The organism is Lelliottia nimipressuralis, assembly GCF_004402045.1.
Classification (GTDB): Bacteria; Pseudomonadota; Gammaproteobacteria; order Enterobacterales; family Enterobacteriaceae; genus Enterobacter; species Enterobacter chinensis.
Window position 1 is genome coordinate 293,011 of record NZ_SOMG01000021.1, and the last position, 23,245, is coordinate 316,255.

At 54.4% G+C, this 23,245-nt stretch carries 22 protein-coding genes; 14 read left to right on the top strand and 8 right to left on the bottom strand.

All coding sequences use genetic code 11. The features are described from left to right. Positions 1-91: 91 nt before the first annotated feature. The 5 genes from E3U32_RS14400 to mntR all read right to left on the bottom strand — a co-directional run bounded on the left by E3U32_RS14400 (position 92) and on the right by mntR (position 5,958). Complete coding sequence (locus tag E3U32_RS14400; protein WP_134349331.1) at positions 92-1,615, bottom strand: efflux transporter outer membrane subunit; 1,524 nt, start codon at positions 1,613-1,615, stop codon at positions 92-94. Next, positions 1,615-3,186, bottom strand: coding sequence for a DHA2 family efflux MFS transporter permease subunit (locus tag E3U32_RS14405; RefSeq protein WP_134349332.1), 1,572 nt, complete (start codon positions 3,184-3,186; stop codon positions 1,615-1,617). Before E3U32_RS14405 ends, E3U32_RS14400 begins: the two co-directional genes overlap by 1 nt. Next, on the bottom strand, positions 3,183-4,277 hold the full coding sequence (locus E3U32_RS14410; protein ID WP_134349333.1) for an HlyD family secretion protein: 1,095 nt from the start codon (positions 4,275-4,277) through the stop codon (positions 3,183-3,185). The genes E3U32_RS14405 and E3U32_RS14410 overlap by 4 nt, the downstream gene beginning before the upstream one ends. 101 nt (positions 4,278-4,378) lie before the next feature. Continuing rightward, entirely contained in the window at positions 4,379-5,488 is a 1,110-nt protein-coding gene (locus tag E3U32_RS14415) for an anion transporter (RefSeq protein ID WP_134349334.1), read from the bottom strand. Beyond that, positions 5,485-5,958, bottom strand: a complete 474-nt coding sequence (gene mntR / locus E3U32_RS14420) for a manganese-binding transcriptional regulator MntR (RefSeq protein WP_134349335.1) — start codon at positions 5,956-5,958, stop codon at positions 5,485-5,487. The genes E3U32_RS14415 and mntR overlap by 4 nt, the downstream gene beginning before the upstream one ends. Positions 5,959-6,141: 183 nt before the next feature. Between mntR and mntS the strand changes: the two genes are divergently transcribed. Together mntS and E3U32_RS14430 are read left to right on the top strand one after the other, a co-directional pair. Beyond that, positions 6,142-6,270: a manganase accumulation protein MntS gene (mntS, locus tag E3U32_RS14425; protein WP_014831181.1), complete on the top strand. Its 129-nt coding sequence runs from the start codon at positions 6,142-6,144 to the stop codon at positions 6,268-6,270. 282 nt (positions 6,271-6,552) lie between these two features. Then, entirely contained in the window at positions 6,553-8,136 is a 1,584-nt protein-coding gene (locus E3U32_RS14430; protein ID WP_134349336.1) for a phosphoethanolamine transferase, read from the top strand. Between the two features lie 91 nt (positions 8,137-8,227). On the opposite strand, the gene ompX is transcribed toward E3U32_RS14430, so the two are convergent. After that, the gene (gene ompX, locus E3U32_RS14435; protein WP_024908709.1) at positions 8,228-8,746 is read right to left on the bottom strand and encodes an outer membrane protein OmpX; all 519 of its coding nucleotides are present in this window, start codon (positions 8,744-8,746) and stop codon (positions 8,228-8,230) included. A 354-nt stretch (positions 8,747-9,100) separates the two neighbouring features. On the opposite strand from ompX, the gene rhtA reads away from it, so the two are divergent. The 6 genes from rhtA to ybiO all read left to right on the top strand — a co-directional run bounded on the left by rhtA (position 9,101) and on the right by ybiO (position 15,698). After that, positions 9,101-9,988 carry a threonine/homoserine exporter RhtA gene (gene rhtA, locus E3U32_RS14440; RefSeq protein WP_134349337.1) on the top strand — a complete coding sequence of 296 codons (888 nt, stop codon included), beginning with the start codon at positions 9,101-9,103 and terminating at the stop codon, positions 9,986-9,988. 299 nt (positions 9,989-10,287) lie between these two features. Next, positions 10,288-10,791, top strand: a complete 504-nt coding sequence (gene dps / locus E3U32_RS14445; RefSeq protein ID WP_134349338.1) for a DNA starvation/stationary phase protection protein Dps — start codon at positions 10,288-10,290, stop codon at positions 10,789-10,791. Positions 10,792-11,153: 362 nt separating this feature from the next. Then, positions 11,154-11,897 carry a glutamine ABC transporter substrate-binding protein GlnH gene (glnH, locus tag E3U32_RS14450; RefSeq protein ID WP_023310880.1) on the top strand — a complete coding sequence of 248 codons (744 nt, stop codon included), beginning with the start codon at positions 11,154-11,156 and terminating at the stop codon, positions 11,895-11,897. A gap of 84 nt (positions 11,898-11,981) precedes the next feature. After that, entirely contained in the window at positions 11,982-12,641 is a 660-nt protein-coding gene (gene glnP, locus E3U32_RS14455; RefSeq protein ID WP_010428919.1) for a glutamine ABC transporter permease GlnP, read from the top strand. After that, on the top strand, positions 12,638-13,360 hold the full coding sequence (glnQ, locus tag E3U32_RS14460) for a glutamine ABC transporter ATP-binding protein GlnQ (protein WP_134349339.1): 723 nt from the start codon (positions 12,638-12,640) through the stop codon (positions 13,358-13,360). The genes glnP and glnQ overlap by 4 nt, the downstream gene beginning before the upstream one ends. 124 nt (positions 13,361-13,484) lie before the next feature. Beyond that, positions 13,485-15,698 (top strand): mechanosensitive channel protein, encoded by a 2,214-nt coding sequence (ybiO, locus tag E3U32_RS14465; RefSeq protein WP_134349340.1) that lies wholly within the window; start codon positions 13,485-13,487, stop codon positions 15,696-15,698. Positions 15,699-15,743: 45 nt separating this feature from the next. Here ybiO and rlmF read toward each other — a convergent pair whose 3' ends face one another. Beyond that, entirely contained in the window at positions 15,744-16,655 is a 912-nt protein-coding gene (gene rlmF, locus E3U32_RS14470) for a 23S rRNA (adenine(1618)-N(6))-methyltransferase RlmF (RefSeq protein ID WP_166790942.1), read from the bottom strand. A 243-nt stretch (positions 16,656-16,898) separates the two neighbouring features. Between rlmF and mcbA the strand changes: the two genes are divergently transcribed. From mcbA to ybiJ, 3 genes are all read left to right on the top strand, one after another. Next, entirely contained in the window at positions 16,899-17,165 is a 267-nt protein-coding gene (mcbA, locus tag E3U32_RS14475) for a DUF1471 family periplasmic protein McbA (RefSeq protein ID WP_134349342.1), read from the top strand. A 122-nt stretch (positions 17,166-17,287) separates the two neighbouring features. After that, on the top strand, positions 17,288-17,554 hold the full coding sequence (locus E3U32_RS14480) for a DksA/TraR family C4-type zinc finger protein (RefSeq protein WP_134349343.1): 267 nt from the start codon (positions 17,288-17,290) through the stop codon (positions 17,552-17,554). A 285-nt stretch (positions 17,555-17,839) separates the two neighbouring features. Further along, positions 17,840-18,100, top strand: coding sequence for a DUF1471 family protein YbiJ (gene ybiJ / locus E3U32_RS14485; protein WP_047347013.1), 261 nt, complete (start codon positions 17,840-17,842; stop codon positions 18,098-18,100). 117 nt (positions 18,101-18,217) lie between these two features. Here ybiJ and ybiB read toward each other — a convergent pair whose 3' ends face one another. Beyond that, positions 18,218-19,180, bottom strand: coding sequence for a DNA-binding protein YbiB (gene ybiB, locus E3U32_RS14490; protein ID WP_134349344.1), 963 nt, complete (start codon positions 19,178-19,180; stop codon positions 18,218-18,220). Between the two features lie 223 nt (positions 19,181-19,403). Here ybiB and E3U32_RS14495 point away from each other — a divergent pair, with 223 nt between their 5' ends. From E3U32_RS14495 to E3U32_RS14505, 3 genes are read left to right on the top strand one after another with little or no spacing between them, the layout of a single operon-like run. Beyond that, positions 19,404-19,937 (top strand): fimbrial protein, encoded by a 534-nt coding sequence (locus E3U32_RS14495; protein ID WP_134349345.1) that lies wholly within the window; start codon positions 19,404-19,406, stop codon positions 19,935-19,937. Between the two features lie 60 nt (positions 19,938-19,997). After that, a complete protein-coding gene (locus E3U32_RS14500; RefSeq protein WP_134349346.1) occupies positions 19,998-20,672 on the top strand; it encodes a fimbrial biogenesis chaperone in 675 nt (224 codons plus the stop codon). A 26-nt stretch (positions 20,673-20,698) separates the two neighbouring features. After that, positions 20,699-23,242: a fimbria/pilus outer membrane usher protein gene (locus E3U32_RS14505; RefSeq protein WP_166790943.1), complete on the top strand. Its 2,544-nt coding sequence runs from the start codon at positions 20,699-20,701 to the stop codon at positions 23,240-23,242. Positions 23,243-23,245 lie beyond the last annotated feature (3 nt).

A 23,245-nucleotide genomic window follows, 5' to 3' on the forward strand; every position in this document is an offset into this window, starting at 1 on the left:
CATGTCGATTGGGTACCCGATAGTTATACCCGCCCCGCGCCCATCGCGAATGTGGCGTTCCTGTCCGTTTCTTGCCCAATCCTCTGAAAGTTTATCCGCGCGGGGCGTCGCCAAAGACGCTGTAGTCCGGCAACTGCACCTGCTGATACGGCTCCCAGCCACCGCCAAGCGCCTTGTAGAGCGCGACCAGATCGAGCGCGCTTTGCACCTGAGCCTGGGCGCGCTGCTGCTGGGCCTGCGCCAGTTGCCGCTGCGCGTCCAGCACGTCGATAAAGCTGGCGATGCCCTGCCGGTAGCTGTCGCTCGCCAGGTCAAACGCGTTTTGCAGCGCGTTGATGGTTTTCGCCAGCCCCGCTTCACGCTGCTGGTCGGTGCGATAGCTCACCAGCGCGTTTTCGACATCACCGAGCGCTGTCAGCACCGTCTGGCGATAGTCCAGCACCGCCACCCCCTGCTGCGCACGCGCGACCTTCACGCTGGAGACCAGCCTGCCCCCCTGGAAGATAGGGATAGAGACCTGCGGGCCAAAGCTATAGAAATGGCTGCTCCAGTCGGTGAGCCAGTTGGTTTCGCTGTTTCGCAGGCCAAACTGTCCGGAAAGGGTAAAACTCGGGAACAGCTCCGCCACCGAAACGCCGATTTGCGCCGTGGCGGCATGAAGATTCGCCTCTGCTTCGCGCACGTCCGGGCGGCGTCGCGCCAGCGTCGACGGAATGCCCGTTTGCACGATATCCGGCAGGTCTGGCATCGGCTGCACGCTTTGCAATTCCGCATCCAGCGCGCCGGGAGGCTTGCCGAGCAGGATCGCCAGGCCGTTCATCGCCTGCCGCTCCTGCGCCTGATACTGCGGCAGCTGTGCTTCAAGATTCCCCAGCTGCGCCCGGGCATTTTCCACATCCATCTGCGGAGACAGCCCGCCGCGCTGGCGGCTTTCGGTCAGATCCAGCGTCTGCTGGGCGCTTTTTATCTGGGTATTCAGCGTGGCGATAATGCTCTGCGCCCCGCGCAGCTGCAGCCAGGCGCGCGCCACTTCCGCTTCCAGCGACACCAGCGCGTCGTTACGCTGCTCTATCGCCGCCTTCTGCTGCGCTTCTGCCGCCTCCACCTGCCGGCGCACCTTGCCCCACAGGTCAATTTCCCACTGGGCGTCAAAGCTGCCCTGGTAGAGGTTGATCGGCTGCGTCAGCGGGCCTAACGCGCCCCGCAGTTCAGGGTCGACATTATCAAGCTGGTCATACACGCCGTGGGATTTCAGCTCCCCTTCCAGGCCGAGCTGCTGGCGCGTCGCCTGCAAATTGCCGTTCACCGACGGGTAAAACGCCCCGCCCGCCTGGTTAATCTGTTCGCGCGCTCCCGCGATGCGCAGCACCGTCTGCTGCAGCGTCAGGTTTCCGGCGATGGCGCGTTCAACCAGGCTGTCGAGCTGCGGGGAGCCGAATGTTTTCCACCAGCGCGGGTTAGTCGCGGCGGAGGTGGTTTGCGATTTCACCGCGCTGTCGCCCTTATCGTTCCAGTGCGTGACGGCAGGTGGCGCGGGCTGCTGATAATCCGGCCCGACGGCGCAGCCCGCCAGTAGCATCATTATCATCAGAGGGTGTAAACGTCTGTGTATCATCAATGTGCTCCTGCACTCCCCTCGCTCTTAACCGGCGAGAGCAACAAACAAAACGGAATCAATAACAAGGCCACCGCGCTCAGAATGGTGAAGACGTCGATGTAGGCCAGAAAGCGCGACTGCTCAATCATGGTCTGGTACATGCGCCCGGTGGCAATCCCGGTTGGGTCCCCCACCTGGGTGGTGAAGTTCTGGATTGCCTGGGCGCTTTCGCGTATCGCCTGCTGGAATTGCTCGTTAAACGGCGAGGCGTGGTACGCAAGGTGCGCGCTGTGCGCCTGCGAGCGCTCGGTGATGGCCGCCGTCGACAGCGATATCCCAACCGAGCCCGCGACGTTGCGGAACATGGTAAATAACGCTGCGGCATCGGCGTTCAGCCGCCTTGGAATCGAAATAAAGGCAATGGTAGTCAGCGGCACAAACAGGAACCCGAGACCTATCGACTGGGCGCTGCGGAACAGCACCAGGGTTTCGAAATCAATATCCGGGGTGAGCGTGCGCGACCAGAAGAACGACACCGCCAGACAGGTAAAGCCAAAGGCAATAATCCAGCGCGTCTGCACCACCGGCATCAGCTTCAATACCAGCGGGATCGTTAAGACGATCAGCACCGCCCCGGGCGACAGCACCAGCCCGGACCAGGTGGCGGTATAACCCAGGTCCTGCTGCGCCAGCTGCGGGATCACCACCGAGCTGCCGTACAAAATCATCGCCATTCCTGCCATTAACAGGCTGGAGACGGAGAAGTTGCGGTCTTTCATGCAGTGCAGATCCACCACCGGCTTTTTGGCATACACCAGCCAGTAGATGGCGCCGATAATGCCGACAAGCGTCAACACGGCGAAAGTGCGGGTAAAGTTCGAGTTAAACCAGTCTTCGTCTTCTCCCCGGTCGAGCATCACCTGCAGGCAGCCCAGCCCCAACGCGATCAGGCCGATCCCGGTCCAGTCGATGGTCAATTTCTCTTTTGATTTGCTCTCCCACGGCGGATCTTCCAGCAGCTGGTAAATCGCCAGCACCGTGACAATTCCTACCGGGATATTGATAAAGAACACCCAGCGCCACGAGTAGTTATCGGTGATCCAGCCCCCCAGCGTCGGGCCGAGGACCGGCGCAACGATGATCGCAATGGAGGAAAGCCCAAACGCTTTGCCACGATCCTCGGGTTTGAAGTAGTCGAGCAGCACCGACTGCTGCGTGGGCTGGAGTCCACCGCCAAAAAAGCCCTGCATCACGCGGAACAGGATGATCTGCCACAGCTCGGTGGCGATCCCGCACAGGAACGAGCAGACGGTGAACATGACGATGCAAATCAGGAAGAACTGCTTGCGCCCAAACACTCGGCTCAGAAATGCTGAGATGGGCAGTACAATGCCGTTCGCGACCAGATAGCTGGTTAATACCCAGGTGGATTCGTCATAGCTGGACGAGAGCGAACCCGCCACGTGGGGCAACGCCACGTTGACGATGGTGGTGTCCAGAATTTCCATGAACACCGCCAGGGTGACGACAATCGCCACCGCCCACGGATTACTGGCGGGTTTCCAGCTGTCGTGGCTGTGATCGGTCATTCCACCGTCACCTTCGGTGCAACCGACAGCCCAAGCGGCAGCGGTTTGTTCGGATCGAGGCCTTTATCAATCACGATTTTGACCGGCACGCGCTGCACAATTTTAACGAAGTTGCCGGTGGCATTTTCTGCCGGGAAGGCGGAGAAACGCGAGCCGCTGCCCTGCTGAATACTGTCTACGTGGCCCTCAAGCTCCATATCCGGCCACGCGTCAACGGACACGGTGACCTTATCACCCGGCTTCATGCGCTCGAGCTGCGACTCTTTAAAGTTCGCCACCACCCACACGTTCGGGGAAACCAGCGAGAATAGCGCCGTTCCCGCCTGCACCAGCGTACCGGGCTGAACGTTGCGTTTAGTGACAACGCCGTCGAACGGGGCGCGAACTTCGGTATAGGAGAGGTTCAGATTTGCCGTTTCCAGCTGGGCTTTAGCCTGATCGACCTGACGCTCGCGCGCTTCAACGTTGGTTTCCTGCTGACGGATTTGCAGCTGTACCTGCTCCGCCACTTCCAGCTGCGCCTGGGCGCTGGCCAGCCCTGCCTGTGCGCTACGCAACTGAGCGTTCGCGGAATCAATACTCTGCTGAGTGGTTGCGCGAGGGTCCACACCGCGCTGGCGACGATACTCAGCCTGCGCGTTCGCCAGATCGGCCTGCGCTTTCAGCACCTGCGCTTTGGCTTCGTCACGCTGCGCGGGATACTGAACTTTTGAGAGCGCGAGCTGCGCCTGGGCCTGGTGCAGCTGCGCGATGGCCAGCCCAAGCTGGGCCTGAGCCTGATCGCGCTGTGCGGTGGTATCGCGCGGATCGATGACCACCAGCAGATCGCCCTTTTTCACGCGCTGGTTATCGCGCACGCGCAGCTCGGTGACATAGCCTGCCGTTTTGGGGGCAATCGTCACCACGTCGCCGTCGGTAAAGGCGTCGTCAGTCGTCTCTTCGTTACGGGTTAAAAACCACCAGACGAGCGCCACGACGACCATTACCACCACGACAATGCCGAGGATAATTAACGGTTTTTTGCCCGGGCGCTTACGCTCATTATTGTTTTTGACCTGCTCGTCAGCAGGCGGATTTTGATCTTCAGCCATAGGTCAGCAACGGTCCTGTCAGTGAGCGGCATCACACAATGCCGTTCACTAAAGCTAGGACGTTGCTATACGTTTGCCAGGAAAAACTGACAAATTGCGCACTATATGAGAAGGAATATTCCGAAACCGATCGCCGCGGCCCATATCAGCATCGGGATCGACCAGAGATGGAAGCGCCACCAGATACGACGGTCGTTAGCCATCCGCAGGGCAATCAGGTTGGCCAGCGAACCGGGCAGCAGCCCAAACCCGCCAATGTTAACGGCCCAGGCCAGCAGGGTGTCCGGCGGAACATAGTTGAGCAGCAGAATAGTGGAAGGCACGTTGCTGATAAACTGCGACAGGCCAATTGCCGTCAGCCATAATCCCGGCTGAGACAGCGTACTGACGCTGTGCAGAACGTTTTGCAGCACCGGAAGCTGGATAAGGAGATGCACATCAATAAACATCGCCATAAAGACCAGCAAAAGCGTCCAGTCCACGCTCACCAGCACGCGGCGCGCCAGCAAGACAAACCCCGCAGCAACGAGCAGGACGCCCGCCAGTTCGTACTTCAGCTCCAGCGCGAACAGAAAGACAATGTATAACCCAAGACAGCTCCAGACCAAACGCGGCTGCCACTGCGGGCCGGTTGTTCCGCTGTGGTATTGCAGTTTTTTATCCGGAAACGCAAACCAGCAAACTGCCAGCAGCGACAGCATCATCGCCAGCGCCAGCGGGGCCATCTGCCAGGTGAACGCGGCGAACGACAGCCCGGAACGTCCCCAGAGAAGGATGTTTTGCGGGTTGCCGATAGGCGTTAACAACGAGCCTGCGTTGACGGCCAGCGCTTCAAAGATAATCAACCGGCTTACCGGGATCTCGCAAAGCTTACGCAGCGTCAGCGTGAGGGGCACGATGATAAACAGCGCCACATCGTTGGTCAGAAACGTCGACAGCACCGCGGCGGAGAAAACCATAAACAGGGACAGCCTGCGCTCGGTGGCAAAGCGGCGCACCATTTTACGTCCCAGCACGTCGAAATAGCCGCTCAGCTCGACCCCTTTGGTGAGCATCATTAAACCGCTCAGGGTAATAATGGTGCGCCAGTCAATTGCGGCAGGCCAGGCGCGTGGCGCGAATGGCACAAAGAGGCTTAACCCTGCGCCAGTGAGTAATAAGAGATGGAAGAAACGATCGCGTGCCAGGGCCTGCAGTCCAGGGATTTTCATTCAGCGGAGGAACCATATTTAAGCGTAAATTCACGAAACTTCACCAGCGTCTCTTCGCTAACGTGGTGCTCCATTCCTTCCGCATCCCGGCGGGCAATCTCCGGGCTGACGCCCAGCACCAGTAAAAAATTCTCGACAAGCTGATGGCGCTCGCGGCTCTCCTGCGCGAGTTTCTCCCCTTCCGGCGTCAGAAAAACACCGCGCCAGGGGATCATTTCAATTAAGCCCACGGAGGCCAGACGTTTTAACATTTTAGCGACAGTAGGCTGCGAAACCCCCAGTCTGGCGGCCATATCGACCTGGCGCGCTTCACCAACCTCACGGATCAGATCGGAAATGAGTTCAACATAGTCATCAATCAGTTCACGCCGATGCGCTTCACGGACCTGGCGAAAACCTTCGACATGTTCTTCAACATTCACCAGTTGCGTCGTTTTCCTCATTGTCGGATTACCTGCGCGACGGTTCATTGTACTTCCTCAGTGGGGTGACGCTTCCAGCGCCCGGTTTCGAGAGCGCACATTGTAAACCATAGCTCTGCAAGCACAAAAAATTAACGAAATAGCCATAGCTATACAATATAGCCTGTGCTATATCTGTATGTAATGCAGTCACCCTTCACGGATCGAAGGGATCAAAAATCAGGAGGTCTTATGAACGAATTCAAGAGGTGTATGACCGTGTTTACCCACTCTCCCTTTAAAGTGCGCTTGATGCTGTTGAACATGCTGTGCGATATGTTTAACAACAAACCGCATCAGGACGACAAACCTTCCCACTAAGCGGCGTTGCGGTACGCCGCGTCATTTTCCCGTCATAATCCCGCTGTAAACTGGCCTCCAGCCGCCTTATTCCCGATCTTTTTTACGGATTTGCAGTCCCCTTCGCAAAACATCTGCTTAGCAACTGTTGATATTATTTAGCGCTCGCACTATCTTCTTGCAGCCCTGCACAATTTGCGGCTCGCTGAAGCGGACCCTATTCCCTCTCCACGCACTGTCAGGCAGGTTATGACCCTTGACGCCAGGGTGAGCACATGGCGTTTTCATCCATGATAGTGACCTATGAATGTAACCCTGATAGATACCGTTGTGACCCGCAGCCGGGCCTTAAGCCCGTGGACGGGTTTTTACTTTTTACAGTCATTACTGATTAACTTTGCGCTGGGTTATCCCTTTAGTCTGCTCTACGCGGTGGCTTTCACCTGCGTTCTGCATGTGCTGTGGCGAGCCGCACCGCGCGTGCAAAAAACGTTTATCGGGATCTGTTCGCTGGTCGCTGCACTCTATTTCCCGTTTGGTCAGGCTTACGGCGCGCCAAACTTTAATACCCTGCTGGCGCTGCACTCTACCAATATGGAAGAGTCGACGGAGATCCTGACTATTTTCCCGTGGTACAGCTACGTGGTAGGGCTCTTTATCTTCGCGTTGGGCGTTATCGCCATCCGCCGTCAGCCGGGCGAGAAAAAATCCTGGGGTAAGATCGAAATACTCTGTCTGGTGTTCAGCATTGCCGTGGCGTTTGTCGCCCCTATCCAGAATATTCCCTGGGACGGTAAGCTAAGGCTCATCAATATCGGCTATCCGGTTTTCCGCTTTGTGAAAGACGTCGTTGTAAATAATAAAGAGGTTCTCGACGAACAGGCGCGCATGGCTGAGCTTTCCAATATGAAAGACACCTGGAACGTGCTGGCCGTGAAGCCGAAATATCACACCTATGTAGTGGTGATTGGCGAAAGCGCACGTCGCGATGCCATGGGGGCGTTTGGAGGACACTGGGATAACACACCCTTTGCGAACACGGTCAAAGGCACCCTGTTTACCGATTATGTTGCGGCCAGCGGCTCGACGCAGAAATCGCTTGGCCTGACGCTCAACCGCGTGGTGGATGGCAAACCGCAGTATCAGGATAATTTTGTGACCCTGGCAAACCGCGCGGGTTATCAGACCTGGTGGTTCTCCAATCAGGGGCAGATTGGCGAATACGATACGGCCATCGCCAGCATCGCCAAGCGTGCTGACGAAGTGCAGTTCCTGAAGAACGGCGACTTTGAAGCCGACAAAAACACCAAAGACGAAGCGCTGCTGAAAATGACGGCACAGGTCTTCGCCACCCCGCGCACCCAGCCTCAGCTCATCGTCCTGCACCTGATGGGGTCACACCCGCAAGCCTGCGATCGAACTGGCGGAAAGTACGCGGAGTTTGTGCAGTCTAAAGAGACCTCGTGCTATCTCTACACCATGACGCAAACCGACGACCTGCTCAGCAAGCTGTACGAGCAGCTACGCAATACGGGCGACAGCTTCTCCATGGTCTATTTCTCGGATCACGGACTGGCGTTTAAAGAGCGTGGTAAAGAGGTGCAGTATCTGGCGCACGATGACAAGTTCCAGCAGAACTTCCAGGTGCCGTTTATGGTGCTGTCGAGTGACGATAAAACGCATCGCATCATTAAAGCGCGTCGTTCAGCTAATGATTTCCTGCAGTTCTTCTCGCAGTGGACGGGGATTAAGGCCGAGCAGATAAAAAGTGCTTACCCGTTTGTCTCAAACAAAAAAGCTTCCCCAGTGTACGTTACCAACTTCAAGTTACAGAAAGTTGACTACAACCATCTGGGTACGGATATTTTTGATATTAAGAGCAAGTAGCGGCCTGATGCCCTCTCCCACAGGGAGGGGGCACAAAACACAAAAAAAATCCGCCACATTGGGCGGATTTTTTATTAGCTCACCGGAGTGATTAGAAGCGGTAACCTACGCCCGCGATCCAGGTGCCAACGTCAACGTTGCGGATACGGCTCTGCTCATAGGAGAAGTCCAGAGCAACGTCCTGGATTGGGTTGAACTGCAGGCCTGCGCCATAGGAGAAGCCATAGTCGCTGTTGCTTGCAGTACGGTTCAGACCCTGGTTTTCGGTCTGCTGGAATTTACCGTAGCCAACACCTACAACACCGTAGATGCTTGCCCAGTCATTCAGACGGTAAGCTGGACCAGCAGTGATACCGTAGTACTGGCCTTTGTTGTATGCGCCGTTTTCAGAACGATCTTTCTCGGTGTAGGTGAAAGAACCGATCACGCCCAGTGGGTTGTTATCCTGCTCGTAGCGATACTTCAGGTTGAAACCGTTAGCTTTGTTCATCACGCCCTGATAGTCGCTCTGAGCGTAACCACCAGTAACAGTAGAAGTAGCAGCTACAGCGGTACCTGCGGAAACAGCCAGTACAGCGGCCAGTGCTGAAAGACATGCAATTTTTTTCATAACCACCTCAAATGTGCTTCAAGTAAGTCCGTAAGTTTTAAATATATCAAAAAAATTTGCGAAACTCTTTGTGATTCGTGATGTCTAATGAAACCTTTCCTGTAACAGAACGTTTCCAGCCTAAGCTATCTCTTTCAAATCACATGCAATTTTCACTACTAAATGCGCATAGTGCGCGTACGCGCCGTTACATTCATCCAGATTATTCCTAATCTATCAGGCGATAAATCCACCAGCGCTTAACCATTTTACGGATTTCACGTGGTTTTTTTTCAACAGCGCCTCAACCGTTGCCGCTTATTTCCTTTACACTGCAACCTTTACCTCATTTGACATAAGCTGACAGGAGAAAGGATGCCTGGGTTATCCCGCACGTCGTCGGTCTGGTTACCGGTAGCCGTCATACTCATTGCCATGTTGTCCATTCAAAGCGGCGCTTCGCTTGCAAAATCGCTTTTTCCGCTGGTTGGCGCGCCTGGGGTCACCGCCCTGCGAATCGTTCTGGGCACGGCGATACTGGTGGTCATTTTCAAACCCTGGCGTCTGCGCTTCAAAAAAGAGCAGCGTTTGCCTCTGCTGTTTTATGGACTGTCCCTCGGGGCGATGAACTATCTGTTCTACCTTTCTATCCAGACGATACCGCTGGGGATTGCCGTCGCGCTGGAGTTTACCGGTCCGCTGGCCGTGGCGCTTTTCTCCTCACGACGTCCGGTTGATTTCATCTGGGTCGTATTAGCCGTGCTGGGCTTATGGTTCTTGCTCCCGTTGGGCCAGAGTGTCGCTGAGATTGATATGACGGGCGCAGCGCTGGCACTGGGTGCAGGTGCCTGCTGGGCTATCTATATATTAACGGGCCAGCGCGCAGGGGAAGAGCATGGACCGGCGACAGTCGCGTTGGGTTCACTCATCGCCGCTATCGTCTTTGTGCCCATCGGCATGGCGCAGGCGACGGAATCTATCTGGCAATGGTCCGTCATGCCCATCGGGCTGGCGGTCGCGATTCTCTCTACCGCACTCCCCTATTCTCTGGAGATGATTGCCCTCACGCGTCTGCCGACACGCATTTTTGGCACACTGATGAGCATGGAGCCTGCGCTTGCCGCGATTTCCGGGATGGTCTTTCTCGGCGAAACCCTGACATTGACCCAGACGCTGGCGCTCTGCTCAATTATCGCGGCATCAATGGGCTCAACGCTCACCATGCGATCTGAACCTAAAGTTGAGAAGGTTGATATCAACTAAGGCCATATATTCTGCATGGCTTCCATGCCATGCAGAATAAAGGCCAGAAAGTGGTACATTATAATTTCTTACATACTTTGTCATATTAGCGAAATATCCCCCCGCATTGACTTCCCCGTTCAGAAATTAAGATTGATCTGCATCAATTTTCAAAATAACCATTCATTTCAATAGATTAAATTCTCAACCTCCTTTTCGCTATTAAACCGATAGGTACAGCCAGACCGCAGACAAAAAATCCGGTGCTATACTTAGTTCCGTAATTACCTGGGACATAAACATCAAGAGGATATGAGATTATGAGTACCGCTAAACTGGTGAAAACGAAAGCGTCTAATCTGCTTTATACCCGTAACGATGTATCGGATAGCGACAAAAAAGCGACTATTGAGTTGCTGAATCGCCAGGTGATCCAGTTCATCGATCTTTCGCTGATCACCAAACAGGCCCACTGGAATATGCGCGGTGCAAACTTTATTGCCGTTCATGAAATGCTCGATGGCTTCCGCACAGCACTGGTTACCCACCTCGATACGATGGCCGAACGTGCCGTTCAGTTAGGCGGCGTAGCGCTGGGTACCACGCAGGTGCTCAACAGCAAAACGCCACTGAAGAGTTATCCGCTGGATATCCATACCGTTCAGGATCACCTGAAAGAGCTGGCGGATCGCTACGCCATTGTGGCCAATGACGTGCGCAAAGCGATTGGCGAAGCCAAAGACGAAGATACCGCAGACATTTTTACCGCCGCGTCCCGCGACCTTGATCAGTTCCTGTGGTTTATCGAATCTAACATCGAATAATTCATACGAATGTTCTATCAAACCCTCGCCCTCCGGTGAGGGTTTTGCACATCTATGGTGCACAGTTTTTGTCTGCACACCTGCAAAAGTGAACGAAATGTAATAATCACTTCACACAACCGTTAACGGAAGATTGTTTTTTCGTCAGAATTTACGCTAAATATCTCCCCGTCAGTTGAGCCAAACGAAGCGCACCAAAACAGTGCCCCACTTTGGTGCAATAAAACCTCATTGCCCCATTTATTGTGCAATGCATGACATCATCCCCTTTGCAAAACAATAGCTTGTAAAGTTGGCACGATTTTTTCATTGTGCCACCTGTTCTCGCAGGGGATCGCCCCGTGGATATAAAAGGAAATGCTATGAAGTCTGTATTAAAAGTTTCACTGGCTGCACTTACCCTGGCTTTTGCGGTGTCCTCTCAGGCTGCCGACAAACTGGTTGTGGCGACCGACACGGCGTTCGTTCCGTTTGAATTCAAACAGGGTGATAAGTACGTTGGTTTTGATGTGGATCTGTGGGCCGCTGTCGCAAAAGAACTCAAACTGGATTACACCCTGAAGCCAATGGACTTCAGCGGCATCATCCCGGCACTGCAAACCAAAAACGTTGATCTGGCGCTGGCGGGTATCACCATCACTGATGAACGTAAAAAAGCGATCGACTTCTCTGACGGTTACTACAAAAGCGGCCTGCTGGTCATGGTCAAAGCCGATAATAACGACGTAAAAAGCGTGAAAGATCTCGACGGCAAAGTGGTTGCAGTGAAGAGCGGCACCGGTTCTGTTGATTACGCAAAAGCGAATATCAAAACCAAAGATCTGCGCCAGTTCCCGAACATCGACAACGCGTATATGGAACTCGGCACCAACCGTGCTGACGCAGTTCTGCACGACACGCCTAACATCCTGTACTTCATCAAAACTGCGGGCAACGGCAAGTTCAAAGCTGTTGGCGAGTCTTTGGAAGCACAGCAGTACGGTATCGCGTTCCCGAAAGGCAGCGACGATCTGCGCACGAAAGTTAACGGCGCGCTGAAAACACTGAAAGAGAACGGCACCTATAACGAAATCTACAAAAAATGGTTCGGTACCGAGCCTAAATAATAAGACGTAAAAATGACGTTCACTCGGGGGCGACCTTTCGCCCCTGATATTTTTGAAACACGGTAACAGTAACAGGAAATTATCATGCAGTTTGACTGGAGCGCCATCTGGCCTGCCATTCCACTCTTGCTTGAAGGCGCTAAAATGACCCTGTGGATTTCGGTCCTGGGTCTGGTTGGTGGGTTGATTATCGGTCTTGTCGCCGGTTTCGCCCGCACCTACGGCGGCTGGATCGCAAACCACATCGCACTGGTTTTCATCGAAGTGATCCGCGGCACTCCTATTGTCGTGCAGGTCATGTTCATCTACTTCGCCCTGCCAATGGCATTCAATGACCTGCGCATCGACCCGTTCAGCGCAGCCGTCGTCACCATTATGATCAACTCAGGCGCCTATATTGCGGAAATCACCCGCGGTGCGGTGCTGTCGATTCATAAAGGTTTCAGCGAAGCCGGTCTGGCGTTAGGCCTTTCTCGTCGCGAAACGATCCGCCACGTTATTCTGCCGCTGGCGCTGCGTCGCATGCTGCCACCGCTCGGTAACCAGTGGATCATCAGCATTAAAGATACGTCGCTGTTCATCGTTATCGGCGTGGCTGAGCTGACCCGTCAGGGGCAGGAGATCATTGCTGGCAACTTCCGCGCGCTGGAAATCTGGAGTGCGGTGGCCGTTGTCTACCTGATTATTACTCTGGTTCTGAGCTTCGTTCTGCGTCGTCTTGAAAGAAGGATGAAAATCCTGTGATTGAATTTAAAAACGTTTCCAAGCACTTTGGCCCAACCCAGGTGCTGCACAATATTGATTTGAACATTAAGCAGGGTGAAGTGGTGGTCATCATTGGGCCGTCCGGCTCCGGTAAATCCACCCTGTTGCGCTGCATTAACAAGCTGGAAGAGATAACCAGCGGCGATTTGATCGTCGATGGCCTGAAGGTAAATGATCCGAAAGTGGATGAGCGCCTGATTCGTCAGGAAGCGGGCATGGTATTCCAGCAGTTCTACCTCTTCCCGCACCTGACGGCACTGGAAAACGTGATGTTTGGCCCGCTGCGCGTGCGCGGTGCCAGCAAGGCGGCAGCGGAAGTGCTGGCGAAAGATCTGCTGGCGAAAGTGGGCCTCGCCGAGCGTTCGCATCATTACCCATCCGAGCTGTCCGGTGGTCAACAGCAGCGCGTGGCGATTGCCCGCGCGCTGGCGGTCAAACCGAAAATGATGCTGTTTGATGAGCCAACCTCTGCACTCGACCCGGAGCTGCGCCACGAGGTGCTGAAAGTCATGCAGGATCTGGCAGAAGAAGGGATGACGATGGTTATCGTGACCCACGAAATCGGCTTTGCTGAGAAAGTGGCTTCCCGCCTGATCTTTATTGATAAAGGCCGTATCGCCGAAGACGGTAACCCGCAGGAATTAATTGCGAATCCGCCGAGCCAGCGCTTGCAGGAGTTCCTGCAGCACGTCTCCTGATCCATCGCTTCACGCTAAGCCGGGCATGCCCGGCTTTTTTACGCCAGATTGTTCCCAAAAATCCCCCTCCTCGCCCCGACTTCTATACTTATCATTTTGTTCGACATTTTCACCGGAGGACGCCGTGCCGTGGATCCTGTTGCTGTTGATTAGCCTGTTTAGTGCGCCATCGTTCGCCGTCGCGATCCCCGGCGTTACCACCGGAACGACTGCGACGAAGAGCAGCACGCCGCCACCGGAGCCCGATGTCGAACAGAAAAAAGCCGCCTACAGCGCCCTTGCCGATGTCCTGGAGAACGACACCTCCCGGCAGGAGCTCATCGGCCAGCTGCGAAAAGCCGCCGCCACACCGCCGCAGGAGCCGGTGCCCACTCTCACTCCTGCGCAGGTTGAGGAGCAAAAAACGGTGCTCGAAAACGTCACCGACGTCAGCCGCCACTATGGTGAAGCGCTCTCCTCGCGCTTTGCGCAGCTCTATCGCAACCTGATTGGCTCACCGCATAAGGCATTTAACCCTCAAACATTTACCGCCGCCGCCACGCAGTTCCTGATGCTGGCGGGTGCAGTATTTCTTTTTTACTGGCTGGTGCGTCTGTGCGCGTGGCCGCTGTACCGCAAAATGGGGCAATGGGGACGCAGGAAGAATCAGCAGAAAAGCAGCTGGCTACACCTGCCGTTGATGATCGCCTCAGCATTTATCATCGATTTACTGCTGCTGGCGTTGACGCTGTTTTTAGGCCAGATGCTGGCCGACAGGCTGAATGCAGGCAACAGAACCATCGCCTTCCAGCAATCGCTTTTCCTGAATGCCTTTGCGCTGATTGAGTTCTTCAAGGCGCTGCTGCGGTTACTCTTTTGTCCACACGTCCCGGCGTTGCGTCCTTTCTCCATACGGGATGAGAGCGCAAAATACTGGGCACTGCGTCTGAGCGTGCTCAGCGGGCTGATTGGCTACGGTCTGCTGGTGGCGGTGCCGATCATTTCCAACCAGGTGAACGTCCAGTTTGGCGCCCTGGCAAACGTGATTATCATGATCTGCATTACCGTCTGGTCGCTGTATCTTATCTTCCACAATAAAAAAACCATTACCCAAAGCCTGCTGAATCTGGCCGACCGCTCCCTCTCGTTCTTTAGCCTCTTTATTCGCGCGTTCGCCCTGGTGTGGCACTGGCTGGCAAGCGCTTACTTCATCGTACTATGCTTCTTCTCGTTGTTTGACCCGGGAAATAGCCTGAAATTTATGATGGGGGCGACGTTCAAAAGCCTGGCCATTATCGGTATCGCGGCCTTTGTGTCGGGGCTGCTGTCTCGCTGGATCTCGAAAACCATCACCCTGTCGCCGCAGGTGCAGCGTAGCTACCCTGAACTGCAAAAACGGGTCAACGGCTGGATGTCAGTATCGCTTAAGGTGGCGCGCATTCTCACCGTCTGCGTGGCGATTATGCTACTCCTGAATGCGTGGAGCCTGTTTGATTTCTGGAACTGGCTGCATAACGGCGCAGGCGAAAAGACCGTCGATATTTTAATTCGCATTGCCCTGATCCTGTTCTTCTCCGCCGTCGGCTGGACGCTGCTGGCGAGTCTTATCGAGAACCGTCTGGTATCGGATATTCACGGCAGACCGCTGCCCAGCGCCCGCGCCCGTACGTTACTGACCCTGTTCCGCAACGCGCTGGCGGTGATTATCAGCACCATTACCATCATGATTGTGCTGTCGGAAATCGGGGTGAATATCGCCCCGCTGCTGGCGGGTGCTGGTGCGCTGGGTCTGGCAATCTCCTTCGGTTCGCAAACGCTGGTGAAGGATATTATTACCGGCATCTTTATCCAGTTTGAGAACGGGATGAACACGGGGGATCTGGTCACGATTGGGCCGTTAACCGGCACGGTAGAGCGGATGTCCATTCGTTCTGTCGGCGTGCGCCAGGACACCGGGGCGTACCATATTATTCCCTGGTCTTCGATCACCACCTTCGCCAACTTTGTGCGCGGTATTGGCTCCGTCGTGGCGAACTACGATGTGGATCGTCATGAGGATGCAGACAAAGCGAAGCAGGCGCTGCAAGATGCGGTAGAAGAGCTAATGCAGATGGATGATATTCGCGGGCTGGTGATTGGAGAACCGTCGTTTGCCGGCATTGTCGGGCTGACGAACACGGCATTTACCCTGCGCGTGTCGTTCACCACGCAGCCGCTGAAGCAGTGGACGGTGCGTTTTGCCCTCGACAGCATGGTGAAAAAGCACTTTGATCTGGCGAACGTGCGGATGCCGGTGCAGACGTATCAGGTGTTGCCGCCGCCCGCCTCGCCGCTCCCTCCGCAGGAGCCGACGCTGTAACCGAGCCGGGTGGCGGCTTCGCCTTACCCGGCCTACGACGGAGTGCTATTTGCGACGTTTGTTATCGTCCATAAACGACCATGCGATAAAGCGGCTCTGTTTCTGGCCTTGCGCCATCTCTTTTTTCACCACTTTAACGGCACCCGCTTCGGTCAGGGCGCGGTAGAGTGGCGGCAGGTTATCCCCCCGGGAAACCAGCGTTGTGAACCATTTCACCTGGCGGCCAAACTGCTTGCTTTCCGCAATCATGCGCAGGATAAACGCCACTTCGCCCCCTTCACACCAGAGCTCCTGCTGCTGTCCGCCGAAGTTCAGCGCGGCGTCTTCAGCCTGACCCAGATTGCGACGCTTGCGCTCGCTGCCCGCGCGGGCCGCTGCCGCCGAATCATGGAACGGCGGATTGCACATCGTCGCGTCATAACTTTCGTTTTTGTGAATAATGCCGTTGAAAATCGAGGCCGCATCTTTCTGACGGCGCAGGCGAATCGCGCGGCTTAATCCAGGGTTTGCGCTGATAATCGCCTGGGCGCTGGCAAAGGCCTCGTCACCGATTTCGCTTCCGGTGAAGCGCCAGTGGTATTCATGCGCGCCGATTAGCGGGTAAATCAGGTTCGCCCCGGTACCGATATCCAGCACGGAGGCTTGCTGGGGAACCGCTCCGTCACGATCGTCTGCGAGGAGATCGGCAAGATGATGGACGTAATCAGCGCGGCCCGGCACGGGCGGGCAGAGAAAGCCTTCCGGAATATCCCAGTGAGCCACACCGTAAAAATGCGCCAGCAGAGCTTTGTTCAGCATTTTAACTGCCTGCGGGTCAGCAAAGTTGACCGACGGTTCACCCGCTGGGGTCTGGACAATGTAATCCTGCAGCGCAGGGCAGCTCAGGCATAACGCATTCATGTCGTAGCGGCTGCGGTGGCGATTTCGCGGGTGCAATCCCGGCTTTTGGGAAGTCATGGCATTCTCCTTTAAACAGCGGCGTAAGATACCCTTTGCTGGCCCAACGGTAAATCTTTCTCTGCGAAGCTCAAAAAATCACCATAAATCAAACACCTTTATGTCTATGATCTGTCAGCGAATTGTCAATTAACATCGTTCAAAAAATAAGCAGATCATCATCAAATATTTGCGCTAAGTCACACTCGTCGGGCTTCTAAACTTAAAGGGAATCACCTGTTGTTTCCTCATGAGGATGTGATTATGAAAAAGTATCTGACCCTTGCTGTTCTCGCCGGCGTCCTGGCGGCCGCGTCATTCTCTGCCATGGCCGTTCAGTCCCTTAACCAGAGTACCGATACCAGCCAGCTGCGACCCGCGGGCACCGTCTCGGTAAGCCGTGCAAGTAACCTTGACGATCTGCAGGATAAACTGGCCGAAAAAGCCCGCCAGGAAGGTGCAAAAGGATTCGTGGTGAACTCCGCTGGCGGAGATAACCATATGTACGGTACAGCGACCATCTATAAATAACCTGCCTGTTCTATCAGACTGCATCTGCCCAACGGATGCAGTTCTCTTCCCACCTCGCCTTGACTGTTCATTTTTTGACCCCATAGTGAAATGTATAACTTAATCAAGTGATGGAGGACATCATGGCTTCCGGTTGGGCAAATGACGATGCCGTCAACGAACAGATCAACAGTACGATTGAAGATGCGGTTGCACGCGCTCGCGGTGAAATCCCGCGCGGGGAAAGCTTATCTGAATGCGAAGAATGTGGGGAACCTATTCCGGAGGCGCGCAGAAAAGCCATCCTCGGCGTACGGCTTTGCATAACCTGTCAGCAGGATAAAGATTCAAAAAATTTATCACACTCAGGATATAATCGCAGAGGATCGAAAGACAGCCAGTTACGTTGACCTTCCTTTACGTAAGCTAACCGCGTAACTGCGTTGCTTTACGCTCACGATTTTTAGCCACACGCGTAGCAAAACGTGCCGTTGATCTCGCTTCTGTAAAGCGCATCAACAAGAAGTGTAAAGCGATGCTCTGAATTTATTAATATTCAATAAGTTATTTGTCATTCAATTTTTTTGAGCAACCACGTCAATTCTCTTCGATTTTATCTTCCGCAGAAAAACGTGATACTTATCACATCGACGGAACATCGTCCCCTTAACAGAATAACCTGCGAGAGATTAATTATGAAAACCATCAAATATGCTGTTGCTGCTGTTGCCCTGTCCGCTCTGTCTTTCGGCGCTTTCGCTGCAGAGCCTGTTTCATCTGCTCAGGCGCAAAATATGAATAAAATCGGTGTGGTAAGTGCAGAAGGCGCGACCACGCTGGACGGTCTGGAAGCCAAACTGGCTGAGAAAGCCGCAGCTGCCGGTGCAAGCGGGTACAGCATCACCTCCGCGAACACCAATAACAAGCTGAGCGGTACTGCGGTTATCTACAAATAATCGACCGAATGAATGCTGTACCCTCGCCATACCCTCTGGTGAGCTGCTCCAACCCTCATTGACCCTGTTGTTGTTACCCTTGCTTGCCCGTCCGCCACTGGACGGGCTTTTTTTTAATTAAAAAGCATCATTAACGCGTTTCAACCCGGCTTCCACCGAGTCAACTTCGCCTGTGGCGAGCAAACAGCAGGCCATCTGGAGTTTGATCGAATGTGGAACAGGCACATTCCCGGCAAGGCACTGCTCAATCCAGTGTGCCGTCGTATGCGGATCTTTTGCCTCAGGCAATATCACACCGGTATTCTCTTCCCCACGTTCCTGAAGGACGCGCGTACCCGCAGAATCAATCAGCATCACCTGAGGGCAGCGCTGCGGGTTAGCATAAACCTCGCCTTCCGTGCCGTGCATCAGCAATGCTCTGCCGCCGATGTCGTCAAAAAATTGCCCCACGCGCGCCACGTATTCCGGGTGCGAGACGCTGGAAAGACGCAGGGCATTATCTTCGCCAAACGGTGTTGCCAGCTTCGCCAGGGTATGCGCACTGTTACGCACGCCCATGCGCCAGCGCATATCAAGCTGCTTTTCGAGCGGCGGACACAGCGCCTTGACCGGAATATAGACCGGCTGGTGCCCGTCCAGCTTCGCCTGCGCCTGTCCGGCATGCAGCGTTGGCTCAATGCCCAGCAGCTCGAAGATAGTTTCCGTCAGCACGCGCGTGGGATCTTCACTTACACCGTGCACCACCACCGGGAAACCCAGCTTGTGTAATAAGATAGCGAGCAGCGGGGTTAAATTTGCCTGCTTACGCGCACCGTTATAGCTAGGGATAACGATCGGCATCGGTTTTGCCACCGGTGGCGTTAAGCGCAGCATTTGCACCTGCATGGCTTCATAGAAGCCGCGCATCTCCGCTTCACCCTCACCTTTAATACGTAGCGCAATAAGGATCCCACCCATCTCCAGATCGGGCACATCACCGTTCAGCATATGGGTGTACAGGGCACGGGCCGTTTCCTGATCCAGGTCACGGGCGTGGTTCTTTCCGCGCCCCACCTCTTTGATAATTTTACGATAATCCACGACATCTCTCCTTGCGGCTCTTTGCAGTTACTATAGCGCCGATAAATGTCGAGCGGGTAATCATTTCCCAGACACCGGGAAACGGTCGCAACACGCAATAAGGATAAAAATGGTCTGAAGTTAAATTGAGCAAAAAATAATTCTCAGCGATAGTTCACACCGAATTAATCAGCCACGTGATGATTAAAGTCATAAGTGTCTTACTTTCATTCAGAGGATTAAAATGAAAAAAATTATTATTGCGGGCATCGCTGCCGGGATGGCGTGTGCTTCGGTTTCTGCATTTGCATCCGGTGGTGAAGGGCAAATTAATTTCACAGGTGAAATTATTGACTCTGCATGCACGGTCGTAAATGGTTTAAGTAACCCACTTGATGTTTCATTAGGTAAGGTTGCTAAATCTGCATTTACCGGAAGTGGTTCGACGACGTCGACAACCCGCTTTAGTATTCAGCTTAAAGATTGTCCCGAAACCGTTACCAGCGCCTCGGTGACGTTCGGCGGGACGCCGGATAGTGGCAATAAGGATGTCCTTGCTGTGACGTCCGGTACCGGTGCTGCATCCGGTGTGGGTATTCAGTTGCTGGATAAAACAGAAAACCCACTGAGTTTATATACGGCTTCCGCCGCATATACCCTCACCTCAGGAACAACAACGAACGATCTGCAGTTTGGTGCACGCTATATCCAGACCGGACAGACTATTTCTGCCGGACTGGCGAATGCCGCATCAACCTTCACCATTGTTTACAACTAATAAAACAGATATTAGCTACTCCGGTAGCTAATATCTGTTATTTTTTATTACGGTTTCACTATGCGAAAATATCTTCTTGCTTCCTCCTTTTTATTCATCGCTTCTGTCGCCCATGCGGGTATTACCATCGGCGGCACGCGCGTGGTTTACCCGGAAAATAAAAAAGAATCCTCCATTGGGATCGCAAACCCGGACAATCTCGATTATCTGGTTCAGTCATGGGTCGAAACGGAAGATAAGGCACGCGAAAAAGCACCGTTCCTGATTACACCACCTCTGTTCCGCCTTGATGCGAAGCAGGACAACGTTCTGCGCATCATCAGAACCGGGGGGAATTTACCTGGCGATCGTGAATCCCTGTTCTGGTTGAATATTAAATCTATTCCCTCTTCCGCGCGCAATGAAAACACCAACACGCTGCAGATCGCGATTAAAACCCGAATTAAGCTCCTCTATCGCCCGACAAGTATTACCGGAAAACCGGAAGATGTCACCACGCAATTATCCTGGCACGTGCAGGGTAACCAGCTTATTGTCGAAAACCCCACGCCGTTTTATATGAACTTCCAGGAGATAAAGCTGGACGGTAAAAAAGTCGACAAAACCACCTATGCCGCACCTAAAAGTGAAACACATTTCACCACGCCGGGAAATATCACCGCACACTCGGTAAGCTGGAAAATCATTAATGACTACGGCGGTATCAGCCAGTCATATACCGCGCAAATTAAATAATCATCCAGGGATAGCTGGAAATAATTATGAGCTGGGAATATACCACCAAACCACCCAAACAACACGGACGCTCAATGCTTATTGCACTGGGGTGTACCTTGCTGGGTGTTTGCGCGCAAAAAGTTCTGGCCGAAGATTATTTCAACCCGGCGCTGCTGGATATCGACAACCCCAGTCAGGGGAAGACGGATCTCAGTATTTATGAGATCGGCCCCGGCCAGGCGCCGGGTAAATATCACGTCGACGTCTTCGTGAACAATAATAAAGTGGCAAGCAAAGAAATTACGTTTACGCTGAAAAAAGATGCCAGCGGAAAATCGATCCTGCAACCGTGCCTGAGCGCGGCCCAGCTAAAAAGCTTCGGCGTTAACATTGATAAATTCGTGCCGGATGATAAGGCTCAGTGTATTGACCTGAGCCTTATCCCTTCCGCCAGCGCCACGTTTCACGTAAATCCGCAGCAGCTGCTGTTAACCATTCCCCAAACCGCTATCACCCAGGTACCGCGCGATTACGTCGACCCGCAGGAATACGACGAAGGGATAAATGCCCTGCTGCTGAACTACAGCTTCACCGCCGGGGACAACCACGGCAAGGGCGAAAACGGTACCGACCAGCGCAGCGAATTTCTTAATCTGCGCCCGGGTCTTAACCTTGGGGCGTGGCGCTTGCGTAACTACTCCACCTGGAGCAAAACCAGCGGTGACGGGGACGCAGAAAGTGAGTTTTCGTCGGTCTACACCTATGCCCAACGCGATATCATCGCCCTTGGCAGCAACGTCAAATTCGGGCAAAGCTCGTCCCCCTCCGATGTATTCGACAGCATCTCATACACCGGGGCGCAGATCGCTTCGGACGACGACATGCTCCCGGACAGCATGAAAGGCTTTGCACCGGTGATCCGCGGAACAGCGCACAGCAACGCCCAGGTCATCGTCCGCCAGAACGGTTACGTCATTTATCAGAACTATGTCGCCCCCGGCGCGTTTGAAATTAACGATCTCTACCCCACCGGCGGCAGCGGTGATTTGAACGTCACCGTTAAAGAGACGGACGGCAGCGAACAACATTTTGTGGTGCCCTACGCGTCGGTGCCGGTCTTGCAGCGTGAAGGCCGCTTTAAATACAGCCTTACTGCTGGGCGCTATCGCAGCTACGACAGTGACGTTGAGAAAACGCCTTTCATGCAGGGCACGGCAATCTACGGGTTGCCTTACGGCTTTACGGCCTACGGCGGCGTGCAGGCCAGCCAGTACTACGATGCCCTGGCGCTGGGGGTCGGTAAGAACATTGGCGATCTCGGCGCGTTTTCGGTGGACGTTACCGACGCGAAGTCAGAGATGCAGGACAAGGATCCGACTCACGGCCGCGCCTGGCGCATTCGCTACAGCAAAGATTTTGCCACCACCGGCACCCATTTTTCCCTTGCCGGCTATCGCTATAACAGCAAGGGATTCTACACCCTGCAGGACACCCTGGACTCGCATACCCGCAATGACGACTGGGAAACGCCGGACACCCGACGCAGCCGCGAAGAGGCCACTGTCGACCAGTCCCTGGGCGGCTCGTTTGGTTCGCTGACCTTAAGCCTGGTCAAAGAGAGCTACTGGAATGCAAGCCAGGGGATGACCTCAATGAACCTGGGTTACAACAATTCCTGGCACGGGATCAGCTACGGCCTGAGCTACGGGCTGGATAAAAACACCCGTGACGGCAGCGACAACAATAGCGAAAAAACCAGCGAGCAGACCATCGCCTTCAACGTCTCTGTACCGCTCGATCGCTGGCTCAGCAACACCTGGGTGAACTACAACCTGAGCAGCACGAAACACGACACGACCCAAAGTGTTGGCCTGAACGGCACCGCGCTTGCTGGCAATAACCTCAGCTGGGGCGTTCAGCAGGGCCACAGTCAGAGCAGCGGCGACAGCACCAGTCTGAATGCCGATTACAAAGGTACCTACGGTGAAGTGAACGCCGGGTATTCGCAGGATAACCAACAGCAGCAGCTCAACGTCGGCCTTCAGGGAAGCATGATCGCCCATGCGCACGGCGTCACGCTGGGTCAGCCAATGGGGGAAACCGTGGCGCTGGTTGAAGCGCCAGGCGCAAGTGGTACCGACATCACCAACCAGACCGGAGTCAGTACCGATTTCCGCGGCTACGCCATCGTGCCCTATGTTTCGCCATATCGCCATAACACGCTCGCCCTGAATACCGAAACCCTGCCGGGTAACGCAGACATAGACCAGGCGGCCAAAACCGTCACGCCAACACGCGGAGCGGTGGTACGCGCGCATTACACAACCCATGTGGGCAGCCGTGTTCTGATGACCCTGCAGCGCGCCGACGGACGTCCGATCCCGTTTGGGGCAACCGCTTCGCAAGCGCATGAAGACGGTGAATTCATCGTTGGAGACGGTGGACAGGTCTATCTGACCGGAATGCATCCAAAGGGAACTCTCAACGTCAGTTGGGGTAAATCGAGTGATGCTCACTGTACGGCGTCTTACCGTCTGCCGGGGACTGATAACAGTCAAATCCTTAACGTTACTGCGCAGTGCGTGTAACCC

Excerpts from the sequence above, each read along its gene's own strand:
- E3U32_RS14400 (WP_134349331.1), bottom strand. The coding sequence starts at position 1,615 with ATGATACACAGACGTTTACACCCTCTGATGATAATGATGCTACTGGCG.
- E3U32_RS14405 (WP_134349332.1), bottom strand. The coding sequence starts at position 3,186 with ATGACCGATCACAGCCACGACAGCTGGAAACCCGCCAGTAATCCGTGG.
- E3U32_RS14410 (WP_134349333.1), bottom strand. The coding sequence starts at position 4,277 with ATGGCTGAAGATCAAAATCCGCCTGCTGACGAGCAGGTCAAAAACAAT.
- E3U32_RS14415 (WP_134349334.1), bottom strand. The coding sequence starts at position 5,488 with ATGAAAATCCCTGGACTGCAGGCCCTGGCACGCGATCGTTTCTTCCAT.
- mntR (WP_134349335.1), bottom strand. The coding sequence starts at position 5,958 with ATGAACCGTCGCGCAGGTAATCCGACAATGAGGAAAACGACGCAACTG.
- mntS (WP_014831181.1), top strand. The coding sequence starts at position 6,142 with ATGAACGAATTCAAGAGGTGTATGACCGTGTTTACCCACTCTCCCTTT.
- E3U32_RS14430 (WP_134349336.1), top strand. The coding sequence starts at position 6,553 with ATGAATGTAACCCTGATAGATACCGTTGTGACCCGCAGCCGGGCCTTA.
- ompX (WP_024908709.1), bottom strand. The coding sequence starts at position 8,746 with ATGAAAAAAATTGCATGTCTTTCAGCACTGGCCGCTGTACTGGCTGTT.
- rhtA (WP_134349337.1), top strand. The coding sequence starts at position 9,101 with ATGCCTGGGTTATCCCGCACGTCGTCGGTCTGGTTACCGGTAGCCGTC.
- dps (WP_134349338.1), top strand. The coding sequence starts at position 10,288 with ATGAGTACCGCTAAACTGGTGAAAACGAAAGCGTCTAATCTGCTTTAT.
- glnH (WP_023310880.1), top strand. The coding sequence starts at position 11,154 with ATGAAGTCTGTATTAAAAGTTTCACTGGCTGCACTTACCCTGGCTTTT.
- glnP (WP_010428919.1), top strand. The coding sequence starts at position 11,982 with ATGCAGTTTGACTGGAGCGCCATCTGGCCTGCCATTCCACTCTTGCTT.
- rlmF (WP_166790942.1), bottom strand. The coding sequence starts at position 16,655 with ATGACTTCCCAAAAGCCGGGATTGCACCCGCGAAATCGCCACCGCAGC.
- mcbA (WP_134349342.1), top strand. The coding sequence starts at position 16,899 with ATGAAAAAGTATCTGACCCTTGCTGTTCTCGCCGGCGTCCTGGCGGCC.
- E3U32_RS14480 (WP_134349343.1), top strand. The coding sequence starts at position 17,288 with ATGGCTTCCGGTTGGGCAAATGACGATGCCGTCAACGAACAGATCAAC.
- ybiJ (WP_047347013.1), top strand. The coding sequence starts at position 17,840 with ATGAAAACCATCAAATATGCTGTTGCTGCTGTTGCCCTGTCCGCTCTG.
- E3U32_RS14495 (WP_134349345.1), top strand. The coding sequence starts at position 19,404 with ATGAAAAAAATTATTATTGCGGGCATCGCTGCCGGGATGGCGTGTGCT.
- E3U32_RS14500 (WP_134349346.1), top strand. The coding sequence starts at position 19,998 with ATGCGAAAATATCTTCTTGCTTCCTCCTTTTTATTCATCGCTTCTGTC.
- E3U32_RS14505 (WP_166790943.1), top strand. The coding sequence starts at position 20,699 with ATGAGCTGGGAATATACCACCAAACCACCCAAACAACACGGACGCTCA.